The following is a 21,532-nucleotide window of genomic DNA, read 5'->3' as shown; positions in this document are numbered from 1 at the left end:
CGCCGTGGCTCAGGCCAGGGCGCGCAGCACCAGGGTCTTCAACAGCGGCAGCTGTCCATGGAAAAAATGCCCCACGCCGGGCACGACCACCACAGGCAGACCTTGAGGGCGGGCCCAGTCGAGTGTGGATTGCAACGGCACCACGTCGTCGTGCTCGCCATGGATCACCACGGTGTGGCCGGGCACACGGGCCACCTCGAAGTTGCCGGTGGCCGGCCCCACCAGCACCAGGTGCGCCAGGTCGCCGCCCAGTCGCTGCGCGGCGTGCGAGGCCACGAAGGCTCCAAAAGAGAATCCGGCCAGCGCCAAAGGTTCCCCATCCTGGCGGAAATGGGCCACCACGGCGAGCAGGTCGTCCACCTCGCCGCGGCCTGCATCCCAGACGCCCGCCGACTGACCCACGCCGCGGAAGTTGAAGCGCACGGCACGCCAGCCGCGCTGCACGAAGGCACGCGCGAGGGTCTGGACCACCTTGTTGTCCATCGTCCCGCCATGCAGTGGGTGCGGGTGGGCGATGACGGCCAGGCCCCGGCTGTCGCCGGCGGGCGCGTCCAGTGCGCATTCGAGCTCGCCGGCCGGGCCGGCGATCACGAGCTTCTCGGTCTGGGCGTTCATCGGCCGATATGGGGGGCCAGCAGCAGCCGATCGACGACTTCGCCCCGCTGCAGATGCGAGTCGACGATCTCGTCGATGTCGGCCTCGTCCACGAACGTGTACCAGACCGCCTCGGGATACACCACTGCCACGGGCCCGCCAGCGCAGCGGTCGAGGCAGCCGGCGCGGTTGACCCGCACCTTGCCCGGACCGGCCAGCCCGGCGGCCTTCACGCGCGACTTGCAGTGGTTGAAGGCCGCTTCGGCGCCCTGGCTGGCGCAGCAGGCCTCGCCGTTGTCGCGCTGATTCAGGCAGAAGAAGATGTGGCGCTCGTAATAGCTCATCGAGCGATTTTACGGCGCCCCCTGCGGTCGATCGCGCGAGGCCACGCGTGCGACGAGGTAGGCGAGCACCGCGTAGGGCCACAGCCAGCCCACCCATTGGGCCAGGCCGTGGAAGCGGATGAAGCGCCCCTGCTCCCAGGCGGCCAGGCTCTGGGCGTAGTAGGGGTCGGCGGGGGCATCGTTGACGAAACCGGCCAGGGCTGTGAGCGCCACCAGGCCGATCGCGGCGGCGGCACGCATGGGCAGGGGCGCGAGCACCACGGCCGTGATGACCCCCACGGCCAGGCCCAAGGGGGTGGCCGGCGTGATCCAGGCCAGGGCGTGCTGGGGGCCGTAGCTGAGCGCCGTGGACAGGGTGGTCGTGGCAAAGCCGAGCAGTGCCGCACCCGCCACCAGGACCAGGCGCGGCCAGCGGGGGGGGCTGATGGCGAACGCGAGCAGGCAGGGCGCCAGCACCCCCAGGGCCACCACCACCAGTTCGGTCACCGCCGGCAAACGGGCCACCGTGGCGGCCACCGGGGCCTGAATCCAGCCTTCGATGGCGGTGCCCTGAAGGAGCTGCTCGATGAAATCGTCCACCCGGTCGGCGACCTGGCCCACGCCCAGGGGCGCCGGCGTGGGAAAGAGCAGGGCGGCCGGCCACAGCAGCAGCAGCGTGAGGCCGACGGCGCTGCGGTCGATGAACCAGCGCTCGCGCAGCCACTGGGCTCGCGCCAGCAGCCCCAGTGCGTGCAGGCCGAGCATGAAGAGCGCCCCGCCGGCCGCGCCGAGCACGTTCAGCCCCCAGTCGAGGTTCGACGGCACCCGCGCGGGCAGAAAGTTCTGCAGCGTCTCCAGGGTGCCGGACAGCGCCGTGCCCACGGCCAGTGCGATCCCGAAGGCCCGCGAACGCGGCCAGTCGGCGCGCAGCGCGGCACCGGCGACCAGGGCCCCCAGCGGCATGTAGCCCAGCAGGTTCGAGATCAGGTCGAAGGCGGTCCACCACCGGGGCCAGGGCTCCAGCACGAAGGCCCACAGGGGCTGGCCGGACGGGGTCCAGCCCCGGAAGGGGTAGAGGCTCGCATAGACGATCAGGGCCCCGTACAGCAGGGCCAGTGGCACCAGCGAGCTGCGATGTCGGCCCATGCGGGGTCCGTGCCGCTCAGAACGGCTTGAGCACCACCAGCAGCACGGCCACCAGCAGGGCGATGACGGGCACCTCGTTGAACCAGCGATACCACACGTGGGAGCGGGCCGAGGCCTGCAGTTGCTCGAAGTCGCGCAGCAAGCGGCGACAGTGGTGGTGGTAGCCGATCAGGCCCACGACAATGGCCAGCTTGGCATGCATCCAGCCGCTGCCGGGGCCTCGCCCCACGCCATAGCCCAGCCACAGCCACAGCCCGAAGCCCAGTGCCGGAATCATCAGCAGCGACATGAAGCGGTAGAGCTTGCGTGCCATCAGCAGCAGGCGTTCGCGCTCGGCGTGGCTGTCGGGGCTCACCATCGCCAGGTTCACGAAGATGCGTGGCAGGTAGAACAGCCCGGCGAACCAGCTGACGACAAAGACGATGTGCAGGGACTTGATGACGGCGTAGAGCATGCGCGGCATGATAGCGACGCGGGCCGGGTGCCATGGCAGCGCCCAAAAGAAAGAGCCCCAGTCGGGGACTGGGGCTTCAAAGCCTTAACGCTGTCATCACGGTAAGGCACCTGCTCAGGGAGGAAAAGCAGGGAATGAACGCCTTGCGACGTATCATTCACATGTGAGCTTATCACAGATTCGTGACGGGCCGGACCGATCCGGTGTCCGCCGGGTCATGGAAAACACCAGCTTTTCACGTTTTCGAACGCTTGTTACGGGACATTCTCACCTTGGTCTTTCCTGCCTCCTTCCCAGCCGCCCGCCCCCGCCGCCTGCGCCGTGACGATGCCACCCGACGGCTGGTGCGTGAGCATGCGTTGAGCGCCGATGACCTGATCCTGCCGGTGTTCGTGCTCGACGGACAGGGGCAGACCCAGGACGTGGCATCGATGCCTGGCGTGCAGCGCCTCAGCCTGGACCGCCTGCTGCCGGTGGCCGAGCGCTGCCTGACGCTGGGCGTGCCGGCGATGGCGCTCTTTCCGGTGATCGATCCAGGCCTGAAGACGCCGGACGGTCGAGAGGCGCTGAACCCCGAAGGCCTCGTGCCTCGGGTGGTGCGTGAACTCAAGCGCCGCTTCCCGGAACTGGCCGTGATGACTGATGTGGCCCTCGACCCCTTCACCAGCCACGGCCAGGACGGCTTGCTCGACGACACCGGCTACATCCTCAACGACGAAACGGTCGAGGTCCTGGTCCGCCAAGCCCTGGTCCAGGCCGAGGCGGGCGTGGACATCGTGGCGCCCTCGGACATGATGGACGGGCGCATTGGCGCGATCCGCCAGGCACTGGAGGCGCGCGGGCTCATCCATACCCGCATCATGGCCTACAGCGCCAAGTACGCCTCGGCCTTCTACGGCCCCTTCCGCGATGCGGTGGGGTCGGCGGCCAACCTGGGCAAGAGCAACAAGAAGGTCTACCAGATGGACCCGGCCAACAGCGACGAGGCGCTGCGCGAGGTGGCGCTGGACATCGCCGAAGGCGCCGACATGGTGATGGTCAAGCCCGGCCTGCCCTACCTGGACATCGTGCGTCGGGTGAAGGACGAGTTCCGCGTGCCCACCTTTGCCTACCAGGTCAGCGGCGAGTACGCCATGCTCAAGGCGGCGGCCGCCAACGGCTGGCTCGACCATGACGCGGTGATGCTGGAGTCGCTGCTGGCCTTCAAGCGTGCGGGCGCCGACGGCGTGCTCAGCTACTTTGCGCTGGATGCCGCGGCGCTGATCAAGGGCTGATGCGCATCTTCCACGTCAGCCCCGAGGGCTTCGAGGAGCTGCCGGGCCTGCCGGCCGAATTGCCGGCGACGGGCTATCTCTGGGTGGGCGTGGCGCGAGGCGAGTTCGAGGCGGACCCCGCGCGGCTCCAGGGCTGCCTGCAGGCCTGGACGAGCGGGCAGCTGGTGGACCTGCACGTCTCGGACCTGCTCAACCCGCAGCTGCCTTCTCATTTCGAGGACACCTCCTGGTATGACGTGCTGGTGTTCCGTCGCCTGGCGGCTGGGGCGGGCTCGAGCGCGCTCTTCCTGGACGATGCGCATGGCGACCTGAGCTCGGCGCGGCGGGCTCTCGAGGCCATCGACACCAGCCCGGTGGGTTTTGTGGTGTTCGACCGCGTGCTGCTCACCGTGCATCCGGCCGACTGTCTGGTGCGCGAGCATTTCGCCCAGCGCTACACCCAGATCGCCCAAGGCCAGGCCGACCCGCGCGTCGAGGGGCGGCCCGTGAGCGTGCGGCTGCCTTCCAGTCCGGCCGACCAGATGCTGCGCATGGTCAACCACATCGTGGACGGCTATCTGGAGCTGCGGCGATTGCTGACGCGGCAGTTCGGTGTGCTCCAGCAGGCGCTGTTCAATCCGCGGGCGCGGTTTCGCAGCTGGCAGCTGCTGCTCGACTCGCGCAACACGCTGCACCTGCTGGAGGACATCTGCGAAGACCAGCGCAATGCGATCCAGGAGTGGATCGATGCCCTGCAGGAGTGGCCTCAGGAGAGCGCTCCCCAGGCCAGGCGGGAGCGCGAGCTGTTGCGTGTGCGTTCACGCGATGTCCTTGAGCACATCGAGCGTGTGCTGAGCCATGTGCGCCGGCTGGAGTCGTCGGCCGAGACGGCGGTGCAGATGCACTTCTCGGCGCAGAGCAACCGCACCAACGACATCATGCGCACGCTCACGGTGCTCACGGCCATCTTCCTGCCGCTGAACCTCATCACCGGCATCTTCGGCATGAACTTCGACACCCTGCCCCTCATCCACGAGGCCAAAGGCGTGTGGATCACGCTGGGCCTGATGGCCGCGCTGGGCCTGGGGCTGGGCCTGTTCTTCTGGCGCAAGCGCTACCTCGGCACCCGGCACTGAACCTGGCGCTCAGCGATGCGCTTCGAGCGTGTCCAGCGCGAGGCAGAGATCTTCCCAGGCCTTGGCCTTGTCGGGCAGGTTGCGCAGCAGGTAGGCCGGGTGGTAAGTGACGATGAGGGGCACCCCCTCGTAGTGGTGCACCTTGCCGCGCAGGCGGCCGATCGGCTCGCTGGTGCGCAGCAGCGATTGCACGGCGAAGCGACCCATGGCCAGGATGATGCGCGGCCGCACCAGCGCCACCTGGCGCTTCAGGAAGGGCTCGCACTGCGCGATTTCCTGAGGCTCGGGATTGCGGTTGCCCGGCGGGCGGCACTTGAGCACATTGCAGATGAAGACCTGCTGCTCGGGCGGGGCGGCTTCCCGTGTGAGGCCGATGGCGCGCAGCATGCTGTCCAGCAGGCGGCCAGCCTGGCCGACGAAGGGCTCGCCCTGGCGGTCCTCGTTTTCGCCGGGGGCCTCGCCCACCACCATCCAGTGCGCTTGCTCATGGCCCACGCCGAACACGGTGTTGCGCCGGCTCTCGCACAGCGCGCAGGCCCGGCAGGCGGCGACAGCCTCGCGCAGGGCCGGCCAGTCCATCTGCTCGACGCCCGTGGCACGGGCGCTGCGCGCCAGCGGGGCGGGTGAGTCGGCCAAGGGTTCAGCGCGGGCGGCGGCAGGCGCGGCGACGGCAGGGGCCACGATGGAAGGGGCCACCGCATCGCGCCGTGCCCAGGCCGTGAGACCCATCTCGCGCAGCATCGCCAGGCGGCGTTCGTCCAGGCTCATAGTGCCAGACTCATGACCAGGGCGTCCTCACGCTGTCCGCGCGCCGCGGGGTAGTAGCCCCGGCGCAGGCCGACCTCGGCAAAGCCGTAGCGTTCGTACAGGCGCCGGGCGCGTTCGTTGCTCGGCCGCACTTCCAGCCACAACTGCAGGGCCGCTTCACCGCGCGCGATGTCGCACAGGCGGTCGAGCATCCACACGGCGTGGCCGCAGCCTTGGTGCATCGGTGCCACCGTGAGGTTGAGCAGATGCATCTCCTCCACGCCGCTCATGGCCAGGAAGTAGCCCAGCATGGTGCCGTCACCCTGGTGCAGCCACCACGCCGCATGGCCGGCCGACAGGGAGTCGATGAAGTTGCCTCGTGTCCAGGGGAATTCGTAGGCCTGCACCTCGATGGCCATCAGCGCCGAGAGGTCTTCGACACGCAGGCGTTCGAGCCGGCGTGCGCCGGCGGGGGCACGGGCATGGACCTGGGCATTCATGGCGTTCTGAGCGCCTCGCGTTCTGCCGTGGTCTGGGCCACCTTGTCGCGCACATAAAGCGGCAGCGCCAGTGCGGCATCCACGGCTTCGCCACGCGACCAGGCCGCGGCGCCCAGGGCCAGCAGGGCCCTCGCCGTGGGCGCTGCTTGCGGGCGCAGCGTGAGATGCTCCAGTGCCAGGGCCGGCGCATGCACCGTCACGGCGTTGCCGGCCACCACGGCGCCATCGATGCCGGCCACGAGCCGGCCAAAGGCGGCGGGGTCGTACAGGGCCGGTGCATCCAGGGTGGCCCAATGCCCCGCCTGCCAGCGGTAGCGCGCAGCATAGAGCTGGTTCATGCGTGCGTCCTGGGCTGCCCACACGTCGGTGTCTCCGTGGGCCTGGCGGGCGGCCTCGGCCACCACCATCAGGGTGTCGATCGGGAGGACCGGGCAGCCGCGTCCCAGGGCCAGGCCCTGGGCCACGGAACAGGCGGTACGCAGGCCGGTGAAGGCGCCCGGTCCCCGGCCGAAGGCAATGGCTTGCACGTCGCGCATCGCGCACCCGGCCTGGGCCATGAGCGACCACAGGGCGGGAATCAGCGTGGCCGACGATTGCGCGCTGCCCGGGCCTTCGTGTTCGTAGACCCGGCCCTGGAAACACACGCCCAGGCGCAGGGTGTCCGTGGCCGTCTCCAGGGCCAGCAGGCAGGGCGCTTGTGCATCGTGTTGCATCCTGAAAGTGTAGCGGCCGGGATAATCGCAGCATGCTCTGCACCGTCTTTTCGAAACTCCGTGCCCGGCTGCGTGCGGCCGCGGCCCTGGCCTGGCTGGCCGCCCTGCCGGCGTGGGCGCAGTCCCCCGCGGCCCTGCCGGCCACCGTGGAGGCCGCCCTCGCCCAGGCGCGCGTGCCGCGCGAGGCGATCGTGGTCGAGATCGTCGAGGTCGGCCAGACGCAGCCGCGTCTGAGCCACCGGGCCGACGCCAGCGTCAACCCGGCGTCGCTGATGAAGCTCATCACCACCTATGCGGCCCTGGACCTGCTGGGCCCGTCCTACACCTGGGTCACCCCTGTGTATGCCGAGGGCGAGGTGGTCGAGGGGGTGCTGCGCGGCAACCTGTACCTGCAAGGCCGCGGTGATCCCAAGCTGGTGATGGAGCGGCTGTGGATGCTGCTGCGCCGGGTGCAGCAGCTGGGCATCCGTGAGATCCAGGGTGACATCGTGCTCGACCGAAGCGCCTTCGAGGTGCCGGCGACCGACCCCGGTGCGTTCGACGATGAGCCCTTGCGGCCTTACAACGTCTTGCCCGATGCCCTGCTGATCAACTACAAGTCGGTGGTGCTGGGATTTGTGCCCGAACCGGCGAGAGGGCGCGCCCGTGTCACGGTCGATCCACCCCTGCACGGGTTCCTCGTGGACGAGACGGTGCCCCTGGACCAGACGGCCGCCTGCGGCGACTGGCGCGGCGCCCTCAAGGCGGAGCTGGGCGATCCGGCGCGGCTGCGCTTTCGGGGGGCCTACCCTGCGCGGTGCGGAGAAGGTCAATGGCCCATGGCCTATGCCGACCCGCGGGGCTACAACGCGCAGGCCGTGCTGGGCATGTGGCGGGCTCTCGGGGGGCAACTGGCAGGCACGGTACGCGAAGGGGCCGTGCCGGCCGGCCTCACTCCGCTGGTGCAAGGCGTGTCGCCCACGCTGGCCGAAGTGGTGCGAGACATCAACAAGTTCAGCAACAACGTGATGGCCCGCCAGCTCTTTCTCACGCTGGGGCGGGAACGTCGTGGCCTGGGCAGTCTGGCCCAGTCGCGCGCGGCTGTGGAAGACTGGCTGCGTGAGCGTTTCGGCACGGTGGACGCAAGCCTGGTCCTGGACAACGGGGCGGGGCTGTCACGGGAGGCCCGTGCCAGCGCCGCCTTCTTCACACGGCTGCTGCAGCGTGCCTGGGCCGACCCGGTGATGCCTGAATTGATGGCCTCCCTGCCGGTGTCAGGCCGAGATGGCACGCTGCGCCGCTCGCGCGCCATGGCGGGGCAGGCCCATCTGAAAACCGGCTCGCTGCGGGATGTGGCGGGTCTGGCTGGCTACGTGCTGGGCGAGAGCGGCCGGCGCTACACCTTCGTGGCCATCGTCAACCATCCGAACGCTTCGGCCGCCCGACCAGCCCTGGACGCGCTCATCGACTGGGCCGCGCGCGATCGCAGCCGCGCTCAATAGGGGTGGCGCTCGGCGCGGTTCCAGGCGAGGTTGCCGATCAGGCGGTGCATCTGTGGCGAGAAGTAGAGACTGTCGGCATAGACGAAGCGGTTGTCGTTGACGTTCTCGCGGTAGTCAGCGTTCACGGTGGACAGGTTGCAGTCCAGCGAAGAAGCCACTGTGCAAGCCGGATCGGTCTCGTTGCGGAAGCGGGTGCCGGTGTTGCTGTCGTTGTCGGTCGCCAGTCGCACGAAATTATTGATCTGGGCGTAAGCGGCCTTGCGGCTGTTGCCGCCGAAGCTGTTGTAGAAGCCGGAGTTGTAGGCGTCGGTCAGGGCCTTCAGGAGGCGTTGACCCTGGGCCGACTCGGCCAGGCCACGTGGGGTCTTGCCCTGGTTGACCAGATCGATCGCCAGCACACGGGCATCACGGTCCGTGATCTGCTGGATGAGCCGACCCAGATCCGCGCCGCGCTCGCAAGCGGAACTCAGCGTGGCCGGCAGGTTGGCAGCGTCGCAGCCGGGGAAGGTCGCTGGCGCGTCGATGCCCGGATCCTGCTGGTACAGGGCCCAGACATCCTGGGTTCCGGCCTGGATCAGCACCATGTCGCCCGTCCCCAGCGTGGGCAGCTGTGCTTCCACCTGGGCGCGCACGTCGGCCAGCGTCCAGGTCTCGTCGGCATACAGCTGGGCCACACGGTTGCCAGTGAGGTTGCTGGGGTTGCAGGCTGCGAAGGCGAACCCGTAGTTCTCCACCACGATCTGGTTCCAGCTGCGGGCCGAGCGGCAGTTGGACAGATTGTTGACGGTGTACTTGCGCCCGTCGCCAGCCATGGCGCTGTGACCATCACCGAAGGAGATCACCCGCGTGGGCTCGAAGGCATTGAAGACATCACCGCCGCAGCCGACAAGGGCCAAAGCGGCCACCAGGCCGGCCAGGGACTTCAGGCAGCGATGGCCGCCGAAGGAACGCAAGGACATGCAGACTCCGTGATTCAAGGGAAGGCTCCGTCAGGCGGCCGCGCGTGTCAGTCGATCGCGCACGCCATCCCATTCGGGACCGGGGGGAGGGCTTTCGACCCAGATGAGCCGCACGCCCCTCGCATCGAGATCGCGCAGCACGGCAAAGAGTTCCTGTGCGGCACGGGCCGCATCATCGGGCATGGCCCGGTGCAGCATGCCGCGGGGCGGCCGCACCGAGCGCGAATACAGCGCAACGCCGTCCACGCCCGCACCCAGCACCTCCAGGGCGGTCTGCAGCACGTCAGCGCTCATGAGGCGCACCTTGGCGCGTGGGGCGTAGTGGCTTGCCAGCATGCCAGAAGCCCGCGGCGCCTGCGCGTCGCGGTCGTGCAGCGGTTCGCCCAAAGCCGCCTCGATCTGTGCGCGCGTGTGGGTGCCGGGGCGCAGCAGCACGGCCCGCCCACGCGAGCAATCGATGATGGTCGATTCGATGCCCACGGGGCAGGCGCCACCGTCGAGCACCAGCACATCGTCACCGAATTCGCCGGCCACGTGCGCAGCCGTGGTGGGGCTCACGCGTCCGAACTGGTTGGCGCTCGGTGCCGCCAGGCCGATCAGGCCCCGCTCGGCGCAGGCCTGCAGCAGGGCCTGCGCCACAGGATGAGCCGGGCAGCGCAGGCCCAGGGTGTCCTGCCCGCCGGCCGCTGCAGTGGCCACGCCGTCTCGCCGAGGGACGATGACCGTGAGGGGCCCGGGCCAGAAGGCGTCCATCAGCCGCTGGGCCGCGGGCGGGATGGCGCGTGCCAGCGTCAGGGCTGACGCCGCATTGGGCACATGCACGATGAGTGGATGGTTGGCCGGGCGGCCCTTGGCCGCAAAGATGCCGGCCACGGCCGCATCCTGGCCGGCGTCTGCGCCCAGGCCATAGACGGTTTCGGTGGGAAAGGCCACCAGCCGCCCGGCCGCGAGGGCATCGGCCGCCTGGGCGATGTGGCCGGGGTTGCCGCCGTCGAGGATGCGTGCCACGGTGTGCAATGCCCCCTCACCAGGCCGCCAGGCCCAGCAGTTCGGCGCAGCGTTGCGCCACGTCTTGCACCTGGGCGGGCGTGCTGCCGGTGACCGTGAGGTGCCCCATCTTGCGTCCGGCGCGGGCGTTGAGCTTGCCGTACAGATGCAGGTGCACGCCCGGCAGGGCCAGCACCTCGGCCCAGGCGGGCTCGCGCGTGCGGCCGGCGTCGTCGAACCAGAGGTCGCCCAGCAGGTTGAGCATCACCGCCGGCGAATGCAGCCGCGGCGAGACCAGCGGCAGGCCGGTCATGGCCCGCACCTGCAGCTCGAACTGCGACACGTCGCAGGCGTCCAGCGTGTAGTGGCCGGAGTTGTGCGGCCGCGGCGCCATCTCGTTGGCCACCAGGCGGCCATCGCGCAGCACGAAGAATTCCACGCACAGCACGCCCACGTAGTGCATCGAGGCGGCCAGGCTCTCGGCCGCGCCGACGGCCTGGGCCTGCAGTTCGGGGCCCACCTCCGGCGCGGGCACGGTGGTGACCGCAAGGATGCCGTCGCGGTGCAGGTTGCGCTGCACGGGGAAATGCACGACCTCGCCCTGGGCGTTGCGCGCCACGATCACGCTCACCTCGAAAGCCAGGTCCAGCCGTTGTTCCAGCACGCAGGGCACGCGGCCGAGCTGCGTCCAGGCGGCGGCCAGGTCCTCGGGGGTCTTCACCGTGACCTGGCCCTTGCCGTCGTAGCCCAGGCGCGCCGTCTTGAGGATGCCCGGCAGCAAGGCGGCATCGACCGCCGCGAGCTGTTCGGCGGTTTCGATCACGGCATGGGGCGCACAAGGCACGCCGCAGCGCCCGAAGTGGGCTTTCTCCAGGGCGCGGTCCTGGCAGATCGCCACGGCTTGCGCGCCCGGGGCCACCGGGCGATGGGCTTCCAGCGTGACCAATGCGGCGGCCGGGACGTTTTCGAATTCGGTGGTGATCGCAGCGCTGCGCTGCATCAGCTGCGCCAGGCCTTGTTCGTCCACATAGTCGGACTGGATGTGGTAGTGCGCCACCAGGCCGGCCGGGCTTGCCGTGTCAGGGTCGAGCACGGCGGTGAAATAGCCCATCTGCTGAGCGGCATGCACGAACATGCGGCCCAGCTGGCCGCCACCCATCACGCCCAGGGTGGCCCCGGGCAGCACCACGGCGCTCATCCGGCCACCCCCGGCAGCGTCATGGCGCGCGCCGCCTCGGTCTGGCGGGTGCGGTAGGCCAGCAGTTTCTCGCGCAGCGCGGGGTCTTCATTGGCCAGCAGGGCCACGGCGAAGAGAGCGGCATTGGCGGCGCCCGCCGCTCCGATGGCAAACGTGGCCACCGGGATGCCCTTGGGCATCTGCACAATGGAGTGCAGGGAATCGACGCCCTGCAGGTGCTTGCTGGGCACCGGCACACCCAGCACGGGCACCACCGTCTTGGCTGCCAGCATGCCTGGCAGGTGGGCGGCGCCGCCGGCGCCGGCGATGATGGCCTTGAGGCCGCGCGCTGCGGCCTGCTCGGCGTAGCGGAACATGTCGTCGGGCATGCGGTGGGCCGAAACCACCTGGGCTTCATGGGGCACGCCGAACTCGGCGAGAATCTGGGCGGCGTGTTGCATGACGTCCCAATCGCTGTTGGAACCCATGACCACACCGATGAGGGGCGAAGCGCTCGACAAGGACGGCTCCAGGCTGGGCAGAAAGCGCGATTTTAGGCGGGGCTGGAAAACCGGCCGGCAACCCCCAGCTTGACCAGGATACCCGGCCCCCACAGGACTGCATTCCCATGATCGACATCACCCTCCAGAACTTTGAAGCCGAGGTGCTGCAAGCCTCGATGTCCCGCCCCGTGCTGCTCGACATCTGGGCCCCCTGGTGCGGCCCCTGCCGCACCCTGGGGCCGATGCTGGAAAAGCTGGAGACCCAGTACGCCGGCCGCTTCACCTTGGCCAAGCTCAACTCCGACGAGCAGCCCGAGATCGCCGGGCAGCTCTCGCAGATGTTCGGCGTGCGCTCCATTCCGTTTTGCGTGATGTTCCGCGACGGACAGCCCGTGGATGGTTTCGTGGGCGCGCTGCCCCAGGCGCAGATCCAGGAGTTCCTGGACAAGCACGTGCCCAGCGCGGCCGAGATGGAGGCCGAGGAAGAGGCAGAGGCCGCCGAGGAACTGGCCGCCGAGGGCGACACCGATGCCGCCCTGGAGAAACTGCAACAGGCCGTGGCCATCGACCCGGCCAACGACACTGCGCGCTTCGACTACGTGAAGCTGCTGCTCGAGCGCGGCCGGGTGGCCGAGGCGCGCACCGCCTACGAGCCGGTGGCCTCCAAGGCCCTGGCCGATGCGCGCATCGCCGCCCTGGGGCTCTATCTGGAAGCCTGCGAGCGTGCCGCATCGGCGCGCCCGCCTGAAGCTCTGGCGGCGGCCATCGCGGCGAACAAGCGTGATTTCGAGGCCCGCCATGAATTGGCCCAGCAGCATTTCGCCGCCGGCCGGTTCACCGAGGCGATGGACGAGTTGCTCGAGATCCTGATGCGCGACAAGGCCTGGAACGAGGGCCTGGCGCGCAAGACCTACGTGGCCATCCTCGAGATGATGAGCAAGCCCGCGCCGAAGGCGGCCGCCACGCAAGCCAAGGGCACGCTGGAAGTCACCGGTAAAACTGCGGTAGCCCCGGCCGATCCGGTCGTGGACCAGTACCGCCGCAAGCTCAGCATGACGCTGTTCTGAGCGCTGAGCGGGGGGGGGGCGGCCTCACGCCCCCAGCAGCCGGTCGCGCGCCTCGCGGTACTTGGCGGCCGTCTTCTCGATCACCTCGGCCGGCAGCGCCGGTGCCGGCGCCTGCTTGTTCCAGGGCTGGCCGCCCACGGTGGCCTGCTCCAGCCAGTCGCGCACGAACTGCTTGTCGTAGCTGGGCGGGTTGGCACCTTCCACATAGCCCTCCACCGGCCAGAAGCGCGAGGAATCGGGCGTGAGCACCTCGTCCATCAGCGTGAGCGTGCCGTGTTCGTCCAGACCGAACTCGAACTTGGTGTCGGCGATGATGATGCCGCGCGACAGCGCATAGTCGGCCGCGGTGCGGTAGAGCTCGATCGACACGGCGCGCACGCGCTCGGCCAGATCCCGGCCGATGATCTCGCACATGCGATCGAAGGAGATGTTCTCATCGTGCTCACCCATCTCGGCCTTGGTGGCCGGGGTGAAGATGGGCTCGGGCAGCTTGCTGGCATTCTTCAGGCCCGCCGGCAGCTTCACGCCGCAGACCTCGCCGCTTTGCTGGTATTCCTTCCAGCCGCTGCCGGCCAGGTAGCCGCGCACCACAGCCTCCACCGGCAGGGGCTTGAGGCGCTTGACCAGCATCGCGCGGCCGCGCACCTGGGCGCGTTCGGCTTGCGTCACCACACTTTCAGGGTCCTCGCCGGTGAGGTGGTTGGGGACCACGTGCCGGAGCTTGTCGAACCAGAACAGCGCCACTTCGGTGAGCAGGGCTCCCTTGCCGGGGATGGGCTCGCCCATCACCACGTCGAAAGCCGACAGCCGGTCGCTGGCGATCATCAGGATGCGGTCGGTGCCCACCGCATAGTTGTCGCGCACCTTGCCACGCGCCAGCAGGGGCAGGGAAGTGATCGAGGAGTTGAGCAGGGCGGCGGTCACGAAGGTCTCCGGAAAAGAAACGAGCCCGCTGGTCCAGCGGGCTCGGCAGATGCGGGGCAGGCCGGGGCTTTACTGAACCACCTGGGCCAGCTCACCGGCCGCGTAGCGGCGCGCCATCTCGGACAGGGCAATCGGCTTGATTTTACCGGCCTGGCCTTCGCAGCCGAACTCCAAATAGCGCGCCTTGCAGATCTGCTTGGCCGCTTCGCGCGCGGGCTTCATCCACTCGCGCATGTCGAACTTGTCGGGATTCTCGGCCTGGAACTTGCGCACCGCGCCCGTCATCGCCAGGCGGATGTCGGTGTCGATGTTGATCTTGCGCACGCCATGCTTGATGGCCTCCTGGATTTCGGGCACCGGTACGCCGTAGGTCTGCTTCATCTTGCCGCCGTACTGGTTGATGAGGTCCAGCAGGTCCTGAGGCACGGAGGATGAGCCGTGCATCACCAGGTGGGTGTTGGGGATGCGCTTATGGATTTCCTTCACACGGCTGATGGCCAGGATGTCGCCGGTGGGCTTGCGGCTGAACTTGTAGGCGCCGTGGCTGGTGCCGATGGCGATGGCCAGGGCATCGAGCTGCGTGGCCTTCACGAAGACGGCGGCTTCCTCCGGGTCGGTCAGCAGCTGGCTGTGGTCGAGCTTGCCTTCGGCGCCGATGCCGTCTTCCTCGCCGGCCTCACCGGTTTCCAGGTTGCCCAGGCAGCCGAGTTCACCCTCCACGGTGACACCCACCTTGTGGGCCATCTCGACCACCTCACGCGTGACCCTGACGTTGTAGTCGAAGTCGGCCGGGGTCTTGCCGTCTTCCCTGAGCGAGCCGTCCATCATCACCGAGCCGAAACCCAGCTCGATGGCGCCCTGACACACCTTGGGCGAGGTGCCGTGGTCCTGGTGCATCACCAGCGGGATGTGCGGGTAGGCCTCGACGGCGGCCTGGATGAGGTGCTTGATGAAGCTCTCGCCGGCGTACTTGCGGGCGCCGGCGCTGGCTTGCAGGATCACCGGGGCGCCGACTTCGTCGGCAGCGGCCATCACGGCCTGCACCTGCTCGAGGTTGTTGACGTTGAAGGCCGGGATGCCGTAGTTGTTTTCGGCGGCATGGTCCAGCAGCTGGCGCATCGAGACGAGTGGCATGGTCGGGCCTCTTGGAAGTCTTGGAAGTCTTGGGAGTCGGGAAAGCAAAGCGGTGGTCGCGCGGCCGCATCATGAAACCGCGCTGTAATCTTCCACGGGATTCTATCGAGCCCGTGCGCGCTGGCGGCCCACACCCCCTGGGACCGGGGAGGATGCCGCAGCGCAACATGGGGTTACCACTCTGCCGGGTGGTCAGGGGGGCGGGCCCGGCCTAAAGTGTCGGATTTCGCCGATTTCCCGGAGTTCTTACCCGATGACACGACACCTGCCCCTCTTTCCCCCCATCGCTCACTGGACGGCCTGGTTGCTGGCCTGCGTGATCCTCGGGGTGGCGGGGCCGGTGCAGGCGCAGGTGACCACCCGACTGGACGGTCAGTGGCGACATCTGATCGGGGTGGGGGCCAGCGTGGCGTCGGGCAACACCCGCACGACCAGCGTCAACCTTTCGCTTGACAGCGTGCGTGCCACCGCCGAGGACAAGTGGGGCGTCACCGGCACGGCGCTGCAGTCGCGCACCGAAGGCAACACGGCGGCCCAGCGTGCGGAACTCAAGACCCAGTACGACCGCGACATCTCGCCGCTGTGGTTCGGCTTCGGCAGCGGTTCGGCCCTGCACGACGAGGCCGCCAACATCCAGTCGCGCCTGTCCGTGGCCTCGGGCCTGGGCTACCACCTGCTGCGCAACGAGGATGGCTACTGGAACGTCTCGGCCGGCCTGGGCTATTCGCGGGATCGCTACGAAACCCCCACGGTGATCGACGGCGAACTGCGTCGCAGTGACGGGCGGCTGGAACTGGTGCTGGCTCAGGAGTCGACCACCCACCTGAGCGACACGACGCGGCTGAAGCAGCAGTTGCGTCTGCTGCCCAATCTGCAGGAATCCGGCGAATACCGGGCCGAGTTCGATGCCAGCCTGTCGGTGGCCATCAATGCCCGCATCAGCCTGACCGCAGGGCTGACCTACCGCTACAGCAGCGATCCGGGCGAAGGGTTCAGCAAAGGCGACACCCTGTTCGTGACGGGCATCTCGCTGCGGCTGGACTGATCAGCCCGGATCAGCCGCCCACGCGGCACACTTTGAGCATGTTGGTGCCGCCGGGGTAGCCCATGGGTTCGCCGCAGGTGATGGCGTAGGTATCCCCCGGCTTGAGCACGCCGCGCTCGACGAGCAGGGCCTCGGCCTTGTGCAGCGCTTCGTCGCGGTCCTGGTAGGACGGCATCAGCAAAGGGCGCACGTTACGGTACAAGGCCATCTTGCGTTGCGACACCAGTTGCGAGGTGAGGCCGAAGATCGGCACATGGATCTTGTGCCGGCTCATCCACAGGGCGGTGGAGCCCGATTCGGTGAGCGCGATGATGGCCTTGCAGCCCAGGTGGTGCGCGGTGAAGAGGGCGCCCATGGCGATGGACTGGTCGATGCGGCCGAACCGCTTGTTGACGAAGTCGGAGTCCAGCTCGACGTCTTCGGCTCCCTCGGCGGCCAGGGCGATGTGGGCCATCTGCTCGACGGTCTCGATGGGGTACTTGCCGGCCGCCGTTTCGGCGCTGAGCATCACGGCATCGGTGCCATCCAGCACGGCATTGGCCACGTCGCTCACCTCGGCGCGGGTGGGCACCGGGTTCACGATCATCGACTCCATCATCTGGGTGGCGGTGATCACCACCTTGTCCATCTCGCGGGCCATGCGGATCATGCGCTTTTGCAGCGCCGGCACGGCGGCATTGCCCACCTCCACGGCGAGGTCGCCGCGCGCGACCATGATGCCGTCGCTCGCCTTGAGGATGGCCTCCAGGTGAGGAATGGCCTCGCTGCGCTCGATCTTGGCGATCAGCGAGGGTTTGTGGCGCCAGGGCTCGCCGGCCACATTGGCCAGCTGGCGCGCCATCTCCATGTCGGTGGCGTTCTTGGGAAAGCTCACGGCCAGGTACTCGCACTGGAAGCTCATCGCGGTCTTGATGTCTTCCATGTCCTTGGCGGTGAGCGCCGGCGCCGTGAGGCCACCGCCCTGCTTGTTGATGCCCTTGTTGTTGGACAGTTCGCCGCCGACCTTCACGTGGGTGAAGACCGCATCGCCACCCACGCGATCGACGGTGAGGACGATCAGACCGTCGTTGAGCAGCAGGGTGTCGCCCGGCTTCACGTCGCGCGGCAATTCCTTGTAGTCCAGGCCCACGCGCTCGTTGTTTCCGAGTTGCGTCCATCCCGCGTCCAGAATGAAGGACTGGCCCTGTTCGAGAAAGGTCTTGCCACCTTCGAACTTGCCGACGCGGATCTTCGGGCCCTGCAGGTCGGCCATGATGGCCACTTCCTTGCCGGCACGCTGGGCGGCCTCGCGCACCAGCGTGGCCCGGTCGATGTGGTCCTGGGCCGTGCCGTGCGAGAAGTTCAGCCGCACCACATCGACGCCGGTGCGGATCATGCGCTCCAGGATCTCGGGCGTCGACGAGGCGGGGCCCAGGGTGGCAACGATCTTGGTGGCGCGGTTCATGTCAGCTTTGTCTCCGGTGAGGCTGTAACTTTATTCCATTTCACGGCCCTGCAGAAGGCCTCTGGAGTTACAGCGCCACACCGGGTGAGGTTCAGCCGGCCGCGCGGCGCGACAGGATCTCGAAGGCCGGCAGGGTCTTGCCTTCCAGCACCTCCAGGAAGGCGCCGCCGCCGGTGGAGATGTAGCCCACGTCTTTCTCGATGCCGTACTTGGCGATGGCCGCCAGGGTGTCGCCGCCGCCGGCGATCGAGAAGGCGCTGGATTCGGCAATCGCTCGGGCCAGGGTTTCGGTGCCCTTGGAGAAGGCCTCGAACTCGAACACGCCCACCGGGCCGTTCCACACGATGGTGCCGGCGGCCTTGAGCTGGTCGGCCAGCATTGCGGCCGTCTTCGGGCCGATGTCCAGGATCAGGTCGTCCCCGGCCACGTCCGTGGCCGCCTTGACGGTGGCGGCAGCATCAGCCGCGAATGCCTTGGCCACGACCACGTCCACCGGGATGGGCACCGCCGCGCCGCGCGCCTTCATCGCATTCATCACGGCACGGGCCTCGTCCAGCAGGTCGGGCTCGGCCAGCGACTTGCCGATGGGCAGGCCCGCGGCCAGCATGAAGGTGTTGGCAATGCCACCGCCCACGATGAGCTGGTCGACGTTCCTGGCGAGGCTTTGCAGGATGGTGAGCTTGGTGCTGACCTTGGAGCCGGCCACGATGGCCGCCAGCGGACGCCTGGGGTTGGCCAGGGCCTTGGTGATGGCGTCGATCTCGGCGGCCAGCAGCGGGCCGGCGCAGGCCACCTTGGCGAACTGCGCGATGCCATAGGTGGAGGCTTCGGCGCGGTGGGCGGTGCCGAAGGCGTCGTGCACGAAGATGTCGCACAGCGCGGCCATCTTGCGTGCCAGGGCCTCGTCGTTCTTTTTCTCGCCCTTGTTGACGCGGCAGTTCTCGAGCAGCACGACCTGGCCGGGCTGCACCTCCACGCCATCCACCCAGTTCGAGCGCAGCGGCACCTCGCGGCCCAGCAGCTCACCCAGGCGCTGCGCCACCGGCGCCAGCGAATCCGCGGGCTTGAACTCCCCTTCGGTCGGGCGGCCCAGGTGGGAGGTCACCATCACGGCGGCACCGGCCTTCAGGGCCATCTCGATGCAGGGCACCGACGCGCGGATGCGGGTGTCCTCGGTGATGCGGCCCGCGTCGTCCTGCGGGACGTTGAGATCGGCACGGATGAAGACACGACGCCCAGCCACCTGGCCTTGGGCGATCAGATCGGAAAAGCGGAGCACGTTCATGGTCGGACGATGGCGGCCGGGGCGCCGCGGCAGTGGCTAGGAAAACTGCCGATTGTAGGAGCCCGGTGTGCGTTACCAGCCCAGCGCCAGGCGCAGCGGCAGGTAGATGGCCATGCCGGTGAGGATGGTGCCCAGGATGTCGCGCCGCCAGAAGTAGTAGGCCGTGGCCGCCGCCAGGCCGAAGATCCTTGCATCTTGCCAGGTGGTGATGAGCGTTCCCTGCGTCATCAGCACCTCAGGGGCGATGACGGCGGCCAGTGCGGCCAGCGGCGCGTACTTCAGGCCACGCTTGACGAGGCCGGGCATGTGCAGCTCACGCTCGGGCAGCAGGAAGAAGCTGCGCGTGAGGACGGTGATCACGGCCAGTCCGGCGATCGTGAGGATGGCCTCCCAGGTGCTCATGTGCCCGCTCCGGTCCGATGTGCCCGCTTCCATGCCCGCTCGGCAGTTTCCATCACGAGTCCGGCGGCCACTGCGGCGGCAATGGCCACCACGATGTTGAGCTTGAGGGGCAGGGCATAGGCCGCCACCGCGGCAGCGCCGGCCACGCCGGCAGCCACCCAGGTGGCGCGCTCTCCCAGCAGCGAACACATCACCCCCAGCAGGGCCAGCACACCGGCGAAGCCCAGCCCCCACGCGGTCGGGATGACGTTGGCCAGCAGGATGCCCAGCACCGAAGCGCTTTGCCAGGCGACCCAATTGGTGACCACCCCGCCCCAGTAGTAGGGCATCTGGTCGGGCACGCGATGCCCGGGGTCGGGAAAGCGCTTCATGAACATCACGTAGTTCAGGTCGCCGCTGAAGTAGCCCAGCACGCAGCGCTGGCGCAGCGGGAAGCGTGCGAAATAGGGCCGCCACATCGCGCTGAAGATCACGAAGCGCAGGTTCACGCAGGTGGCGGCCGCCCACACCACCCACATGGGCGCCCCCGCAGCCATCAGGGGCAGGGCGGCCAGCTGCGCGCTGCCGGCGAACACGAAGAAGGTCATGAACAGTGCCAGCGGCACCGACAGGCCTGTCTTCACCATGGCCACGCCGGTCACCAGGCCCCAGGCAGCGATGCCGAGCGCCAGGCTCACCATGTGGCGGGCGCCGAGGCGGAATTCCGGGTGGCGCCAGGTGGCGCGAAGCAGAGCGATGTTCATGGAAAGGACAGTCCCGCATTGTCGCCAAAACTGGCGTACAGCCACCTGAACATCGGATGATTGGACGGAACCGCCCAGCAGGCGACCGGGGGGAGCCAGTGGGGCCGGCCTCAGTCGGCAGCAGGGGGCGTGCCGGGAGGAACGGCGCGCAGCAGCAGGCCGGTGGTGGACACGCGCAGCTCCATTTCGCTCGCGCCGTTCACGGCCTTGAAGCTCGCCGAGCCGTAGTCGGTGTCGAGCAGGCCGGAGAGCCAGCCAAAGCGCTCGCGCAGGGTGAAGAGATCGACCGGCCGGTCCAGCCGCAGGCTGTGCACCGTGCGTTCGGCCGTGCGCTCCTGGTCCAGCGCAACGTAGCGGCCCGACACCCGGTCCAGTTCATAGGCCGTGTGCAGCCCGAGGAGATTGGCCGCAGGTTTCCATTTCAGCACATGCGCGTCCACGTAGAGGGCATCGCCGCGCAGCTCGAACGCCTTGCGGCTGCCGTCGGGCAGGGTGAAGTGGGCGCGGAAGTGCTGGGCGCCCAGCGGCTCGATGCGGATGTGCGCGGCCACCTGCTCGTGCGTGAGCGCGCGGTAGCCGTGCACCCCCAGCCCGATCAGGCTGATGGCGACCCCGCTCATCAGCAGCACGAGCCCCGTCAGGGTGTGCACCAGCAGGCCCAGCGGCCGGGCGCGCAGCAGGCTGCGGAAGGCGGCGGCCATGAAGAGCAGGCCCAGCAGCCACAGAGCGAGCGAGGCCCACCAGCCTGGGCCCAGCGTCAGGGGCATGTCCTCGAACCAGCTTTTCACCACGGAGGTGTCCATGGGCTCATCCTGCCACGGTCCGCAGCCCATGGCCGGGCAAGCCCGAGCGCGCGGGATGGCCTTGCCCGGGCACAATCCCCGGCATCCGCACGGGCCTGTGGCCCAGGAGACCGCCCCGATGAGCTCGCCCGATCAAGACCGCCGCGCCCTGCGCGATCGCCTGCTCGCTGCCCGTCAGGCCCTGCCCGACCGGCTGGAGCGCGCCGTGGGGCTGCAGACGGTGCTGCGCGGCTGGCTGGTGGGCCGGCGCGAGACGCGCATCGGCGCCTACTGGCCCATCAAGGGCGAGTTCGACCCGCTGCCGGCGCTCTACCGCTGGCAGGAGGGCGCCCCTGACGGCACGGCACGCCAGATCGGACTGCCCGTGGTGGACAAGGCCAGCGGCCAGCTGCGTTTCCATGTGTGGTTCCCGGGCTGCCCGATGGAGGAGGACGCCTACGGCATCCCCAAGCCCAAGGACACCGAGGCCTTCGAGCCCGAGCTGCTGCTGGTGCCCTGCGTGGGCTTCGGGCCGGCGGGCCTGCGCCTGGGCTACGGCGGCGGCTTCATCGACCGCACCCTGGCTGCGCTGAGCCCGCGCCCGTGGTCGGTGGGCCTGGGCTATGCGCACGGCTTCCTGCCCCTGCTCAAACCTCTGCCAGGCGAGGCCTGCCTCGACACCCTCCTCACCGAGGAGGGGGTGATGTGGGAGCGCGGCTGAACGCCTCCCGGT

At 68.8% G+C, this 21,532-nt stretch carries 24 protein-coding genes; 6 read left to right on the top strand and 18 right to left on the bottom strand.

Going from position 1 to position 21,532, the window contains the following annotated elements:
• Window positions 1-9 precede the first annotated feature (9 nt).
• The 4 genes from C1704_RS12620 to C1704_RS12605 are packed head-to-tail and all read right to left on the bottom strand — an operon-like array spanning window position 10 to window position 2,517.
• A complete protein-coding gene (locus tag C1704_RS12620; RefSeq protein WP_104303084.1) occupies window positions 10-615 on the bottom strand; it encodes an alpha/beta hydrolase in 606 nt (201 codons plus the stop codon).
• Window positions 612-938, bottom strand: coding sequence for a (2Fe-2S) ferredoxin domain-containing protein (locus C1704_RS12615; RefSeq protein ID WP_104303083.1), 327 nt, complete (start codon window positions 936-938; stop codon window positions 612-614). The genes C1704_RS12620 and C1704_RS12615 overlap by 4 nt, the downstream gene beginning before the upstream one ends.
• Before the next feature lie 9 nt (window positions 939-947).
• Window positions 948-2,063: a VanZ family protein gene (locus tag C1704_RS12610; RefSeq protein WP_104303082.1), complete on the bottom strand. Its 1,116-nt coding sequence runs from the start codon at window positions 2,061-2,063 to the stop codon at window positions 948-950.
• 16 nt (window positions 2,064-2,079) lie between these two features.
• Complete coding sequence (locus C1704_RS12605) at window positions 2,080-2,517, bottom strand: CopD family protein (RefSeq protein WP_104303190.1); 438 nt, start codon at window positions 2,515-2,517, stop codon at window positions 2,080-2,082.
• Between the two features lie 272 nt (window positions 2,518-2,789).
• Here C1704_RS12605 and hemB point away from each other — a divergent pair, with 272 nt between their 5' ends.
• Both hemB and C1704_RS12595 read left to right on the top strand, forming a co-directional pair.
• On the top strand, window positions 2,790-3,791 hold the full coding sequence (gene hemB, locus C1704_RS12600) for a porphobilinogen synthase (protein ID WP_104303189.1): 1,002 nt from the start codon (window positions 2,790-2,792) through the stop codon (window positions 3,789-3,791).
• Window positions 3,791-4,906, top strand: coding sequence for a magnesium transporter CorA family protein (locus C1704_RS12595; protein ID WP_104303081.1), 1,116 nt, complete (start codon window positions 3,791-3,793; stop codon window positions 4,904-4,906). The genes hemB and C1704_RS12595 overlap by 1 nt, the downstream gene beginning before the upstream one ends.
• Before the next feature lie 9 nt (window positions 4,907-4,915).
• Here C1704_RS12595 and C1704_RS12590 read toward each other — a convergent pair whose 3' ends face one another.
• From C1704_RS12590 to tsaB, 3 genes are read right to left on the bottom strand one after another with little or no spacing between them, the layout of a single operon-like run.
• Window positions 4,916-5,674: a uracil-DNA glycosylase gene (locus tag C1704_RS12590; protein ID WP_104303080.1), complete on the bottom strand. Its 759-nt coding sequence runs from the start codon at window positions 5,672-5,674 to the stop codon at window positions 4,916-4,918.
• Window positions 5,671-6,153, bottom strand: coding sequence for a ribosomal protein S18-alanine N-acetyltransferase (gene rimI, locus C1704_RS12585; RefSeq protein ID WP_104303079.1), 483 nt, complete (start codon window positions 6,151-6,153; stop codon window positions 5,671-5,673). The genes C1704_RS12590 and rimI overlap by 4 nt, the downstream gene beginning before the upstream one ends.
• Window positions 6,150-6,866: a tRNA (adenosine(37)-N6)-threonylcarbamoyltransferase complex dimerization subunit type 1 TsaB gene (gene tsaB / locus C1704_RS12580; RefSeq protein WP_104303078.1), complete on the bottom strand. Its 717-nt coding sequence runs from the start codon at window positions 6,864-6,866 to the stop codon at window positions 6,150-6,152. The genes rimI and tsaB overlap by 4 nt, the downstream gene beginning before the upstream one ends.
• Before the next feature lie 32 nt (window positions 6,867-6,898).
• Between tsaB and dacB the strand changes: the two genes are divergently transcribed.
• A complete protein-coding gene (gene dacB, locus C1704_RS12575) occupies window positions 6,899-8,347 on the top strand; it encodes a D-alanyl-D-alanine carboxypeptidase/D-alanyl-D-alanine endopeptidase (RefSeq protein WP_104303077.1) in 1,449 nt (482 codons plus the stop codon).
• Here dacB and C1704_RS12570 read toward each other — a convergent pair.
• From C1704_RS12570 to purE, 4 genes are read right to left on the bottom strand one after another with little or no spacing between them, the layout of a single operon-like run.
• A complete protein-coding gene (locus C1704_RS12570; RefSeq protein ID WP_104303076.1) occupies window positions 8,341-9,306 on the bottom strand; it encodes an SGNH/GDSL hydrolase family protein in 966 nt (321 codons plus the stop codon). The two genes, dacB and C1704_RS12570, sit on opposite strands and share 7 nt — an antisense overlap.
• A gap of 30 nt (window positions 9,307-9,336) precedes the next feature.
• The gene (locus tag C1704_RS12565; RefSeq protein WP_104303188.1) at window positions 9,337-10,314 is read right to left on the bottom strand and encodes an L-threonylcarbamoyladenylate synthase; all 978 of its coding nucleotides are present in this window, start codon (window positions 10,312-10,314) and stop codon (window positions 9,337-9,339) included.
• 16 nt (window positions 10,315-10,330) lie between these two features.
• On the bottom strand, window positions 10,331-11,491 hold the full coding sequence (locus C1704_RS12560; RefSeq protein ID WP_104303075.1) for a 5-(carboxyamino)imidazole ribonucleotide synthase: 1,161 nt from the start codon (window positions 11,489-11,491) through the stop codon (window positions 10,331-10,333).
• Window positions 11,488-11,931: a 5-(carboxyamino)imidazole ribonucleotide mutase gene (purE, locus tag C1704_RS12555; protein WP_245876477.1), complete on the bottom strand. Its 444-nt coding sequence runs from the start codon at window positions 11,929-11,931 to the stop codon at window positions 11,488-11,490. Before purE ends, C1704_RS12560 begins: the two co-directional genes overlap by 4 nt.
• 167 nt (window positions 11,932-12,098) lie before the next feature.
• On the opposite strand from purE, the gene C1704_RS12550 reads away from it, so the two are divergent.
• Window positions 12,099-13,040, top strand: coding sequence for a tetratricopeptide repeat protein (locus tag C1704_RS12550; protein ID WP_104303074.1), 942 nt, complete (start codon window positions 12,099-12,101; stop codon window positions 13,038-13,040).
• 24 nt (window positions 13,041-13,064) lie between these two features.
• Here the strand turns inward: C1704_RS12550 and C1704_RS12545 are convergent, their stop codons facing one another.
• Window positions 13,065-13,964 (bottom strand): phosphoribosylaminoimidazolesuccinocarboxamide synthase, encoded by a 900-nt coding sequence (locus tag C1704_RS12545; RefSeq protein ID WP_104303073.1) that lies wholly within the window; start codon window positions 13,962-13,964, stop codon window positions 13,065-13,067.
• A 69-nt stretch (window positions 13,965-14,033) separates the two neighbouring features.
• Window positions 14,034-15,098, bottom strand: a complete 1,065-nt coding sequence (gene fba, locus C1704_RS12540; protein ID WP_104303072.1) for a class II fructose-bisphosphate aldolase — start codon at window positions 15,096-15,098, stop codon at window positions 14,034-14,036.
• 253 nt (window positions 15,099-15,351) lie between these two features.
• Between fba and C1704_RS12535 the strand changes: the two genes are divergently transcribed.
• A complete protein-coding gene (locus C1704_RS12535; protein WP_104303071.1) occupies window positions 15,352-16,143 on the top strand; it encodes a DUF481 domain-containing protein in 792 nt (263 codons plus the stop codon).
• A 10-nt stretch (window positions 16,144-16,153) separates the two neighbouring features.
• On the opposite strand, the gene pyk is transcribed toward C1704_RS12535, so the two are convergent.
• The 5 genes from pyk to C1704_RS12510 form a co-directional block, all read right to left on the bottom strand.
• Entirely contained in the window at window positions 16,154-17,587 is a 1,434-nt protein-coding gene (pyk, locus tag C1704_RS12530; RefSeq protein WP_104303070.1) for a pyruvate kinase, read from the bottom strand.
• A 91-nt stretch (window positions 17,588-17,678) separates the two neighbouring features.
• Complete coding sequence (locus C1704_RS12525) at window positions 17,679-18,872, bottom strand: phosphoglycerate kinase (protein ID WP_104303069.1); 1,194 nt, start codon at window positions 18,870-18,872, stop codon at window positions 17,679-17,681.
• Between the two features lie 72 nt (window positions 18,873-18,944).
• Window positions 18,945-19,274 carry an AzlD domain-containing protein gene (locus C1704_RS12520; protein ID WP_104303068.1) on the bottom strand — a complete coding sequence of 110 codons (330 nt, stop codon included), beginning with the start codon at window positions 19,272-19,274 and terminating at the stop codon, window positions 18,945-18,947.
• Entirely contained in the window at window positions 19,271-20,017 is a 747-nt protein-coding gene (locus C1704_RS12515) for an AzlC family ABC transporter permease (RefSeq protein WP_104303067.1), read from the bottom strand. The genes C1704_RS12520 and C1704_RS12515 overlap by 4 nt, the downstream gene beginning before the upstream one ends.
• A 110-nt stretch (window positions 20,018-20,127) precedes the next feature.
• Window positions 20,128-20,820 (bottom strand): hypothetical protein, encoded by a 693-nt coding sequence (locus C1704_RS12510; protein WP_104303066.1) that lies wholly within the window; start codon window positions 20,818-20,820, stop codon window positions 20,128-20,130.
• Window positions 20,821-20,938: 118 nt separating this feature from the next.
• On the opposite strand from C1704_RS12510, the gene C1704_RS12505 reads away from it, so the two are divergent.
• Window positions 20,939-21,520 (top strand): 5-formyltetrahydrofolate cyclo-ligase, encoded by a 582-nt coding sequence (locus tag C1704_RS12505; protein ID WP_104303065.1) that lies wholly within the window; start codon window positions 20,939-20,941, stop codon window positions 21,518-21,520.
• The last annotated feature ends 12 nt before the right edge of the window (window positions 21,521-21,532 follow it).

This window comes from Caldimonas caldifontis, from assembly GCF_002930615.1.
Classification (GTDB): domain Bacteria; phylum Pseudomonadota; class Gammaproteobacteria; order Burkholderiales; family Burkholderiaceae_C; genus Caldimonas; species Caldimonas caldifontis.
This window is presented reverse-complemented; position numbering and strand designations above follow the sequence as displayed.

Bases quoted from the DNA above. Each gene is read 5' to 3' on its own strand.
- C1704_RS12620 (WP_104303084.1), bottom strand. From the start codon at position 615: ATGAACGCCCAGACCGAGAAGCTCGTGATCGCCGGCCCGGCCGGCGAG.
- C1704_RS12615 (WP_104303083.1), bottom strand. From the start codon at position 938: ATGAGCTATTACGAGCGCCACATCTTCTTCTGCCTGAATCAGCGCGAC.
- C1704_RS12610 (WP_104303082.1), bottom strand. From the start codon at position 2,063: ATGGGCCGACATCGCAGCTCGCTGGTGCCACTGGCCCTGCTGTACGGG.
- C1704_RS12605 (WP_104303190.1), bottom strand. From the start codon at position 2,517: ATGCTCTACGCCGTCATCAAGTCCCTGCACATCGTCTTTGTCGTCAGC.
- C1704_RS12595 (WP_104303081.1), top strand. From the start codon at position 3,791: ATGCGCATCTTCCACGTCAGCCCCGAGGGCTTCGAGGAGCTGCCGGGC.
- C1704_RS12590 (WP_104303080.1), bottom strand. From the start codon at position 5,674: ATGAGCCTGGACGAACGCCGCCTGGCGATGCTGCGCGAGATGGGTCTC.
- rimI (WP_104303079.1), bottom strand. From the start codon at position 6,153: ATGAATGCCCAGGTCCATGCCCGTGCCCCCGCCGGCGCACGCCGGCTC.
- tsaB (WP_104303078.1), bottom strand. From the start codon at position 6,866: ATGCAACACGATGCACAAGCGCCCTGCCTGCTGGCCCTGGAGACGGCC.
- dacB (WP_104303077.1), top strand. From the start codon at position 6,899: ATGCTCTGCACCGTCTTTTCGAAACTCCGTGCCCGGCTGCGTGCGGCC.
- C1704_RS12570 (WP_104303076.1), bottom strand. From the start codon at position 9,306: ATGTCCTTGCGTTCCTTCGGCGGCCATCGCTGCCTGAAGTCCCTGGCC.
- C1704_RS12560 (WP_104303075.1), bottom strand. From the start codon at position 11,491: ATGAGCGCCGTGGTGCTGCCCGGGGCCACCCTGGGCGTGATGGGTGGC.
- purE (WP_245876477.1), bottom strand. From the start codon at position 11,931: ATGCAACACGCCGCCCAGATTCTCGCCGAGTTCGGCGTGCCCCATGAA.
- C1704_RS12550 (WP_104303074.1), top strand. From the start codon at position 12,099: ATGATCGACATCACCCTCCAGAACTTTGAAGCCGAGGTGCTGCAAGCC.
- fba (WP_104303072.1), bottom strand. From the start codon at position 15,098: ATGCCACTCGTCTCGATGCGCCAGCTGCTGGACCATGCCGCCGAAAAC.
- C1704_RS12535 (WP_104303071.1), top strand. From the start codon at position 15,352: ATGACACGACACCTGCCCCTCTTTCCCCCCATCGCTCACTGGACGGCC.
- pyk (WP_104303070.1), bottom strand. From the start codon at position 17,587: ATGAACCGCGCCACCAAGATCGTTGCCACCCTGGGCCCCGCCTCGTCG.
- C1704_RS12525 (WP_104303069.1), bottom strand. From the start codon at position 18,872: ATGAACGTGCTCCGCTTTTCCGATCTGATCGCCCAAGGCCAGGTGGCT.
- C1704_RS12520 (WP_104303068.1), bottom strand. From the start codon at position 19,274: ATGAGCACCTGGGAGGCCATCCTCACGATCGCCGGACTGGCCGTGATC.
- C1704_RS12515 (WP_104303067.1), bottom strand. From the start codon at position 20,017: ATGAACATCGCTCTGCTTCGCGCCACCTGGCGCCACCCGGAATTCCGC.
- C1704_RS12510 (WP_104303066.1), bottom strand. From the start codon at position 20,820: ATGGACACCTCCGTGGTGAAAAGCTGGTTCGAGGACATGCCCCTGACG.
- C1704_RS12505 (WP_104303065.1), top strand. From the start codon at position 20,939: ATGAGCTCGCCCGATCAAGACCGCCGCGCCCTGCGCGATCGCCTGCTC.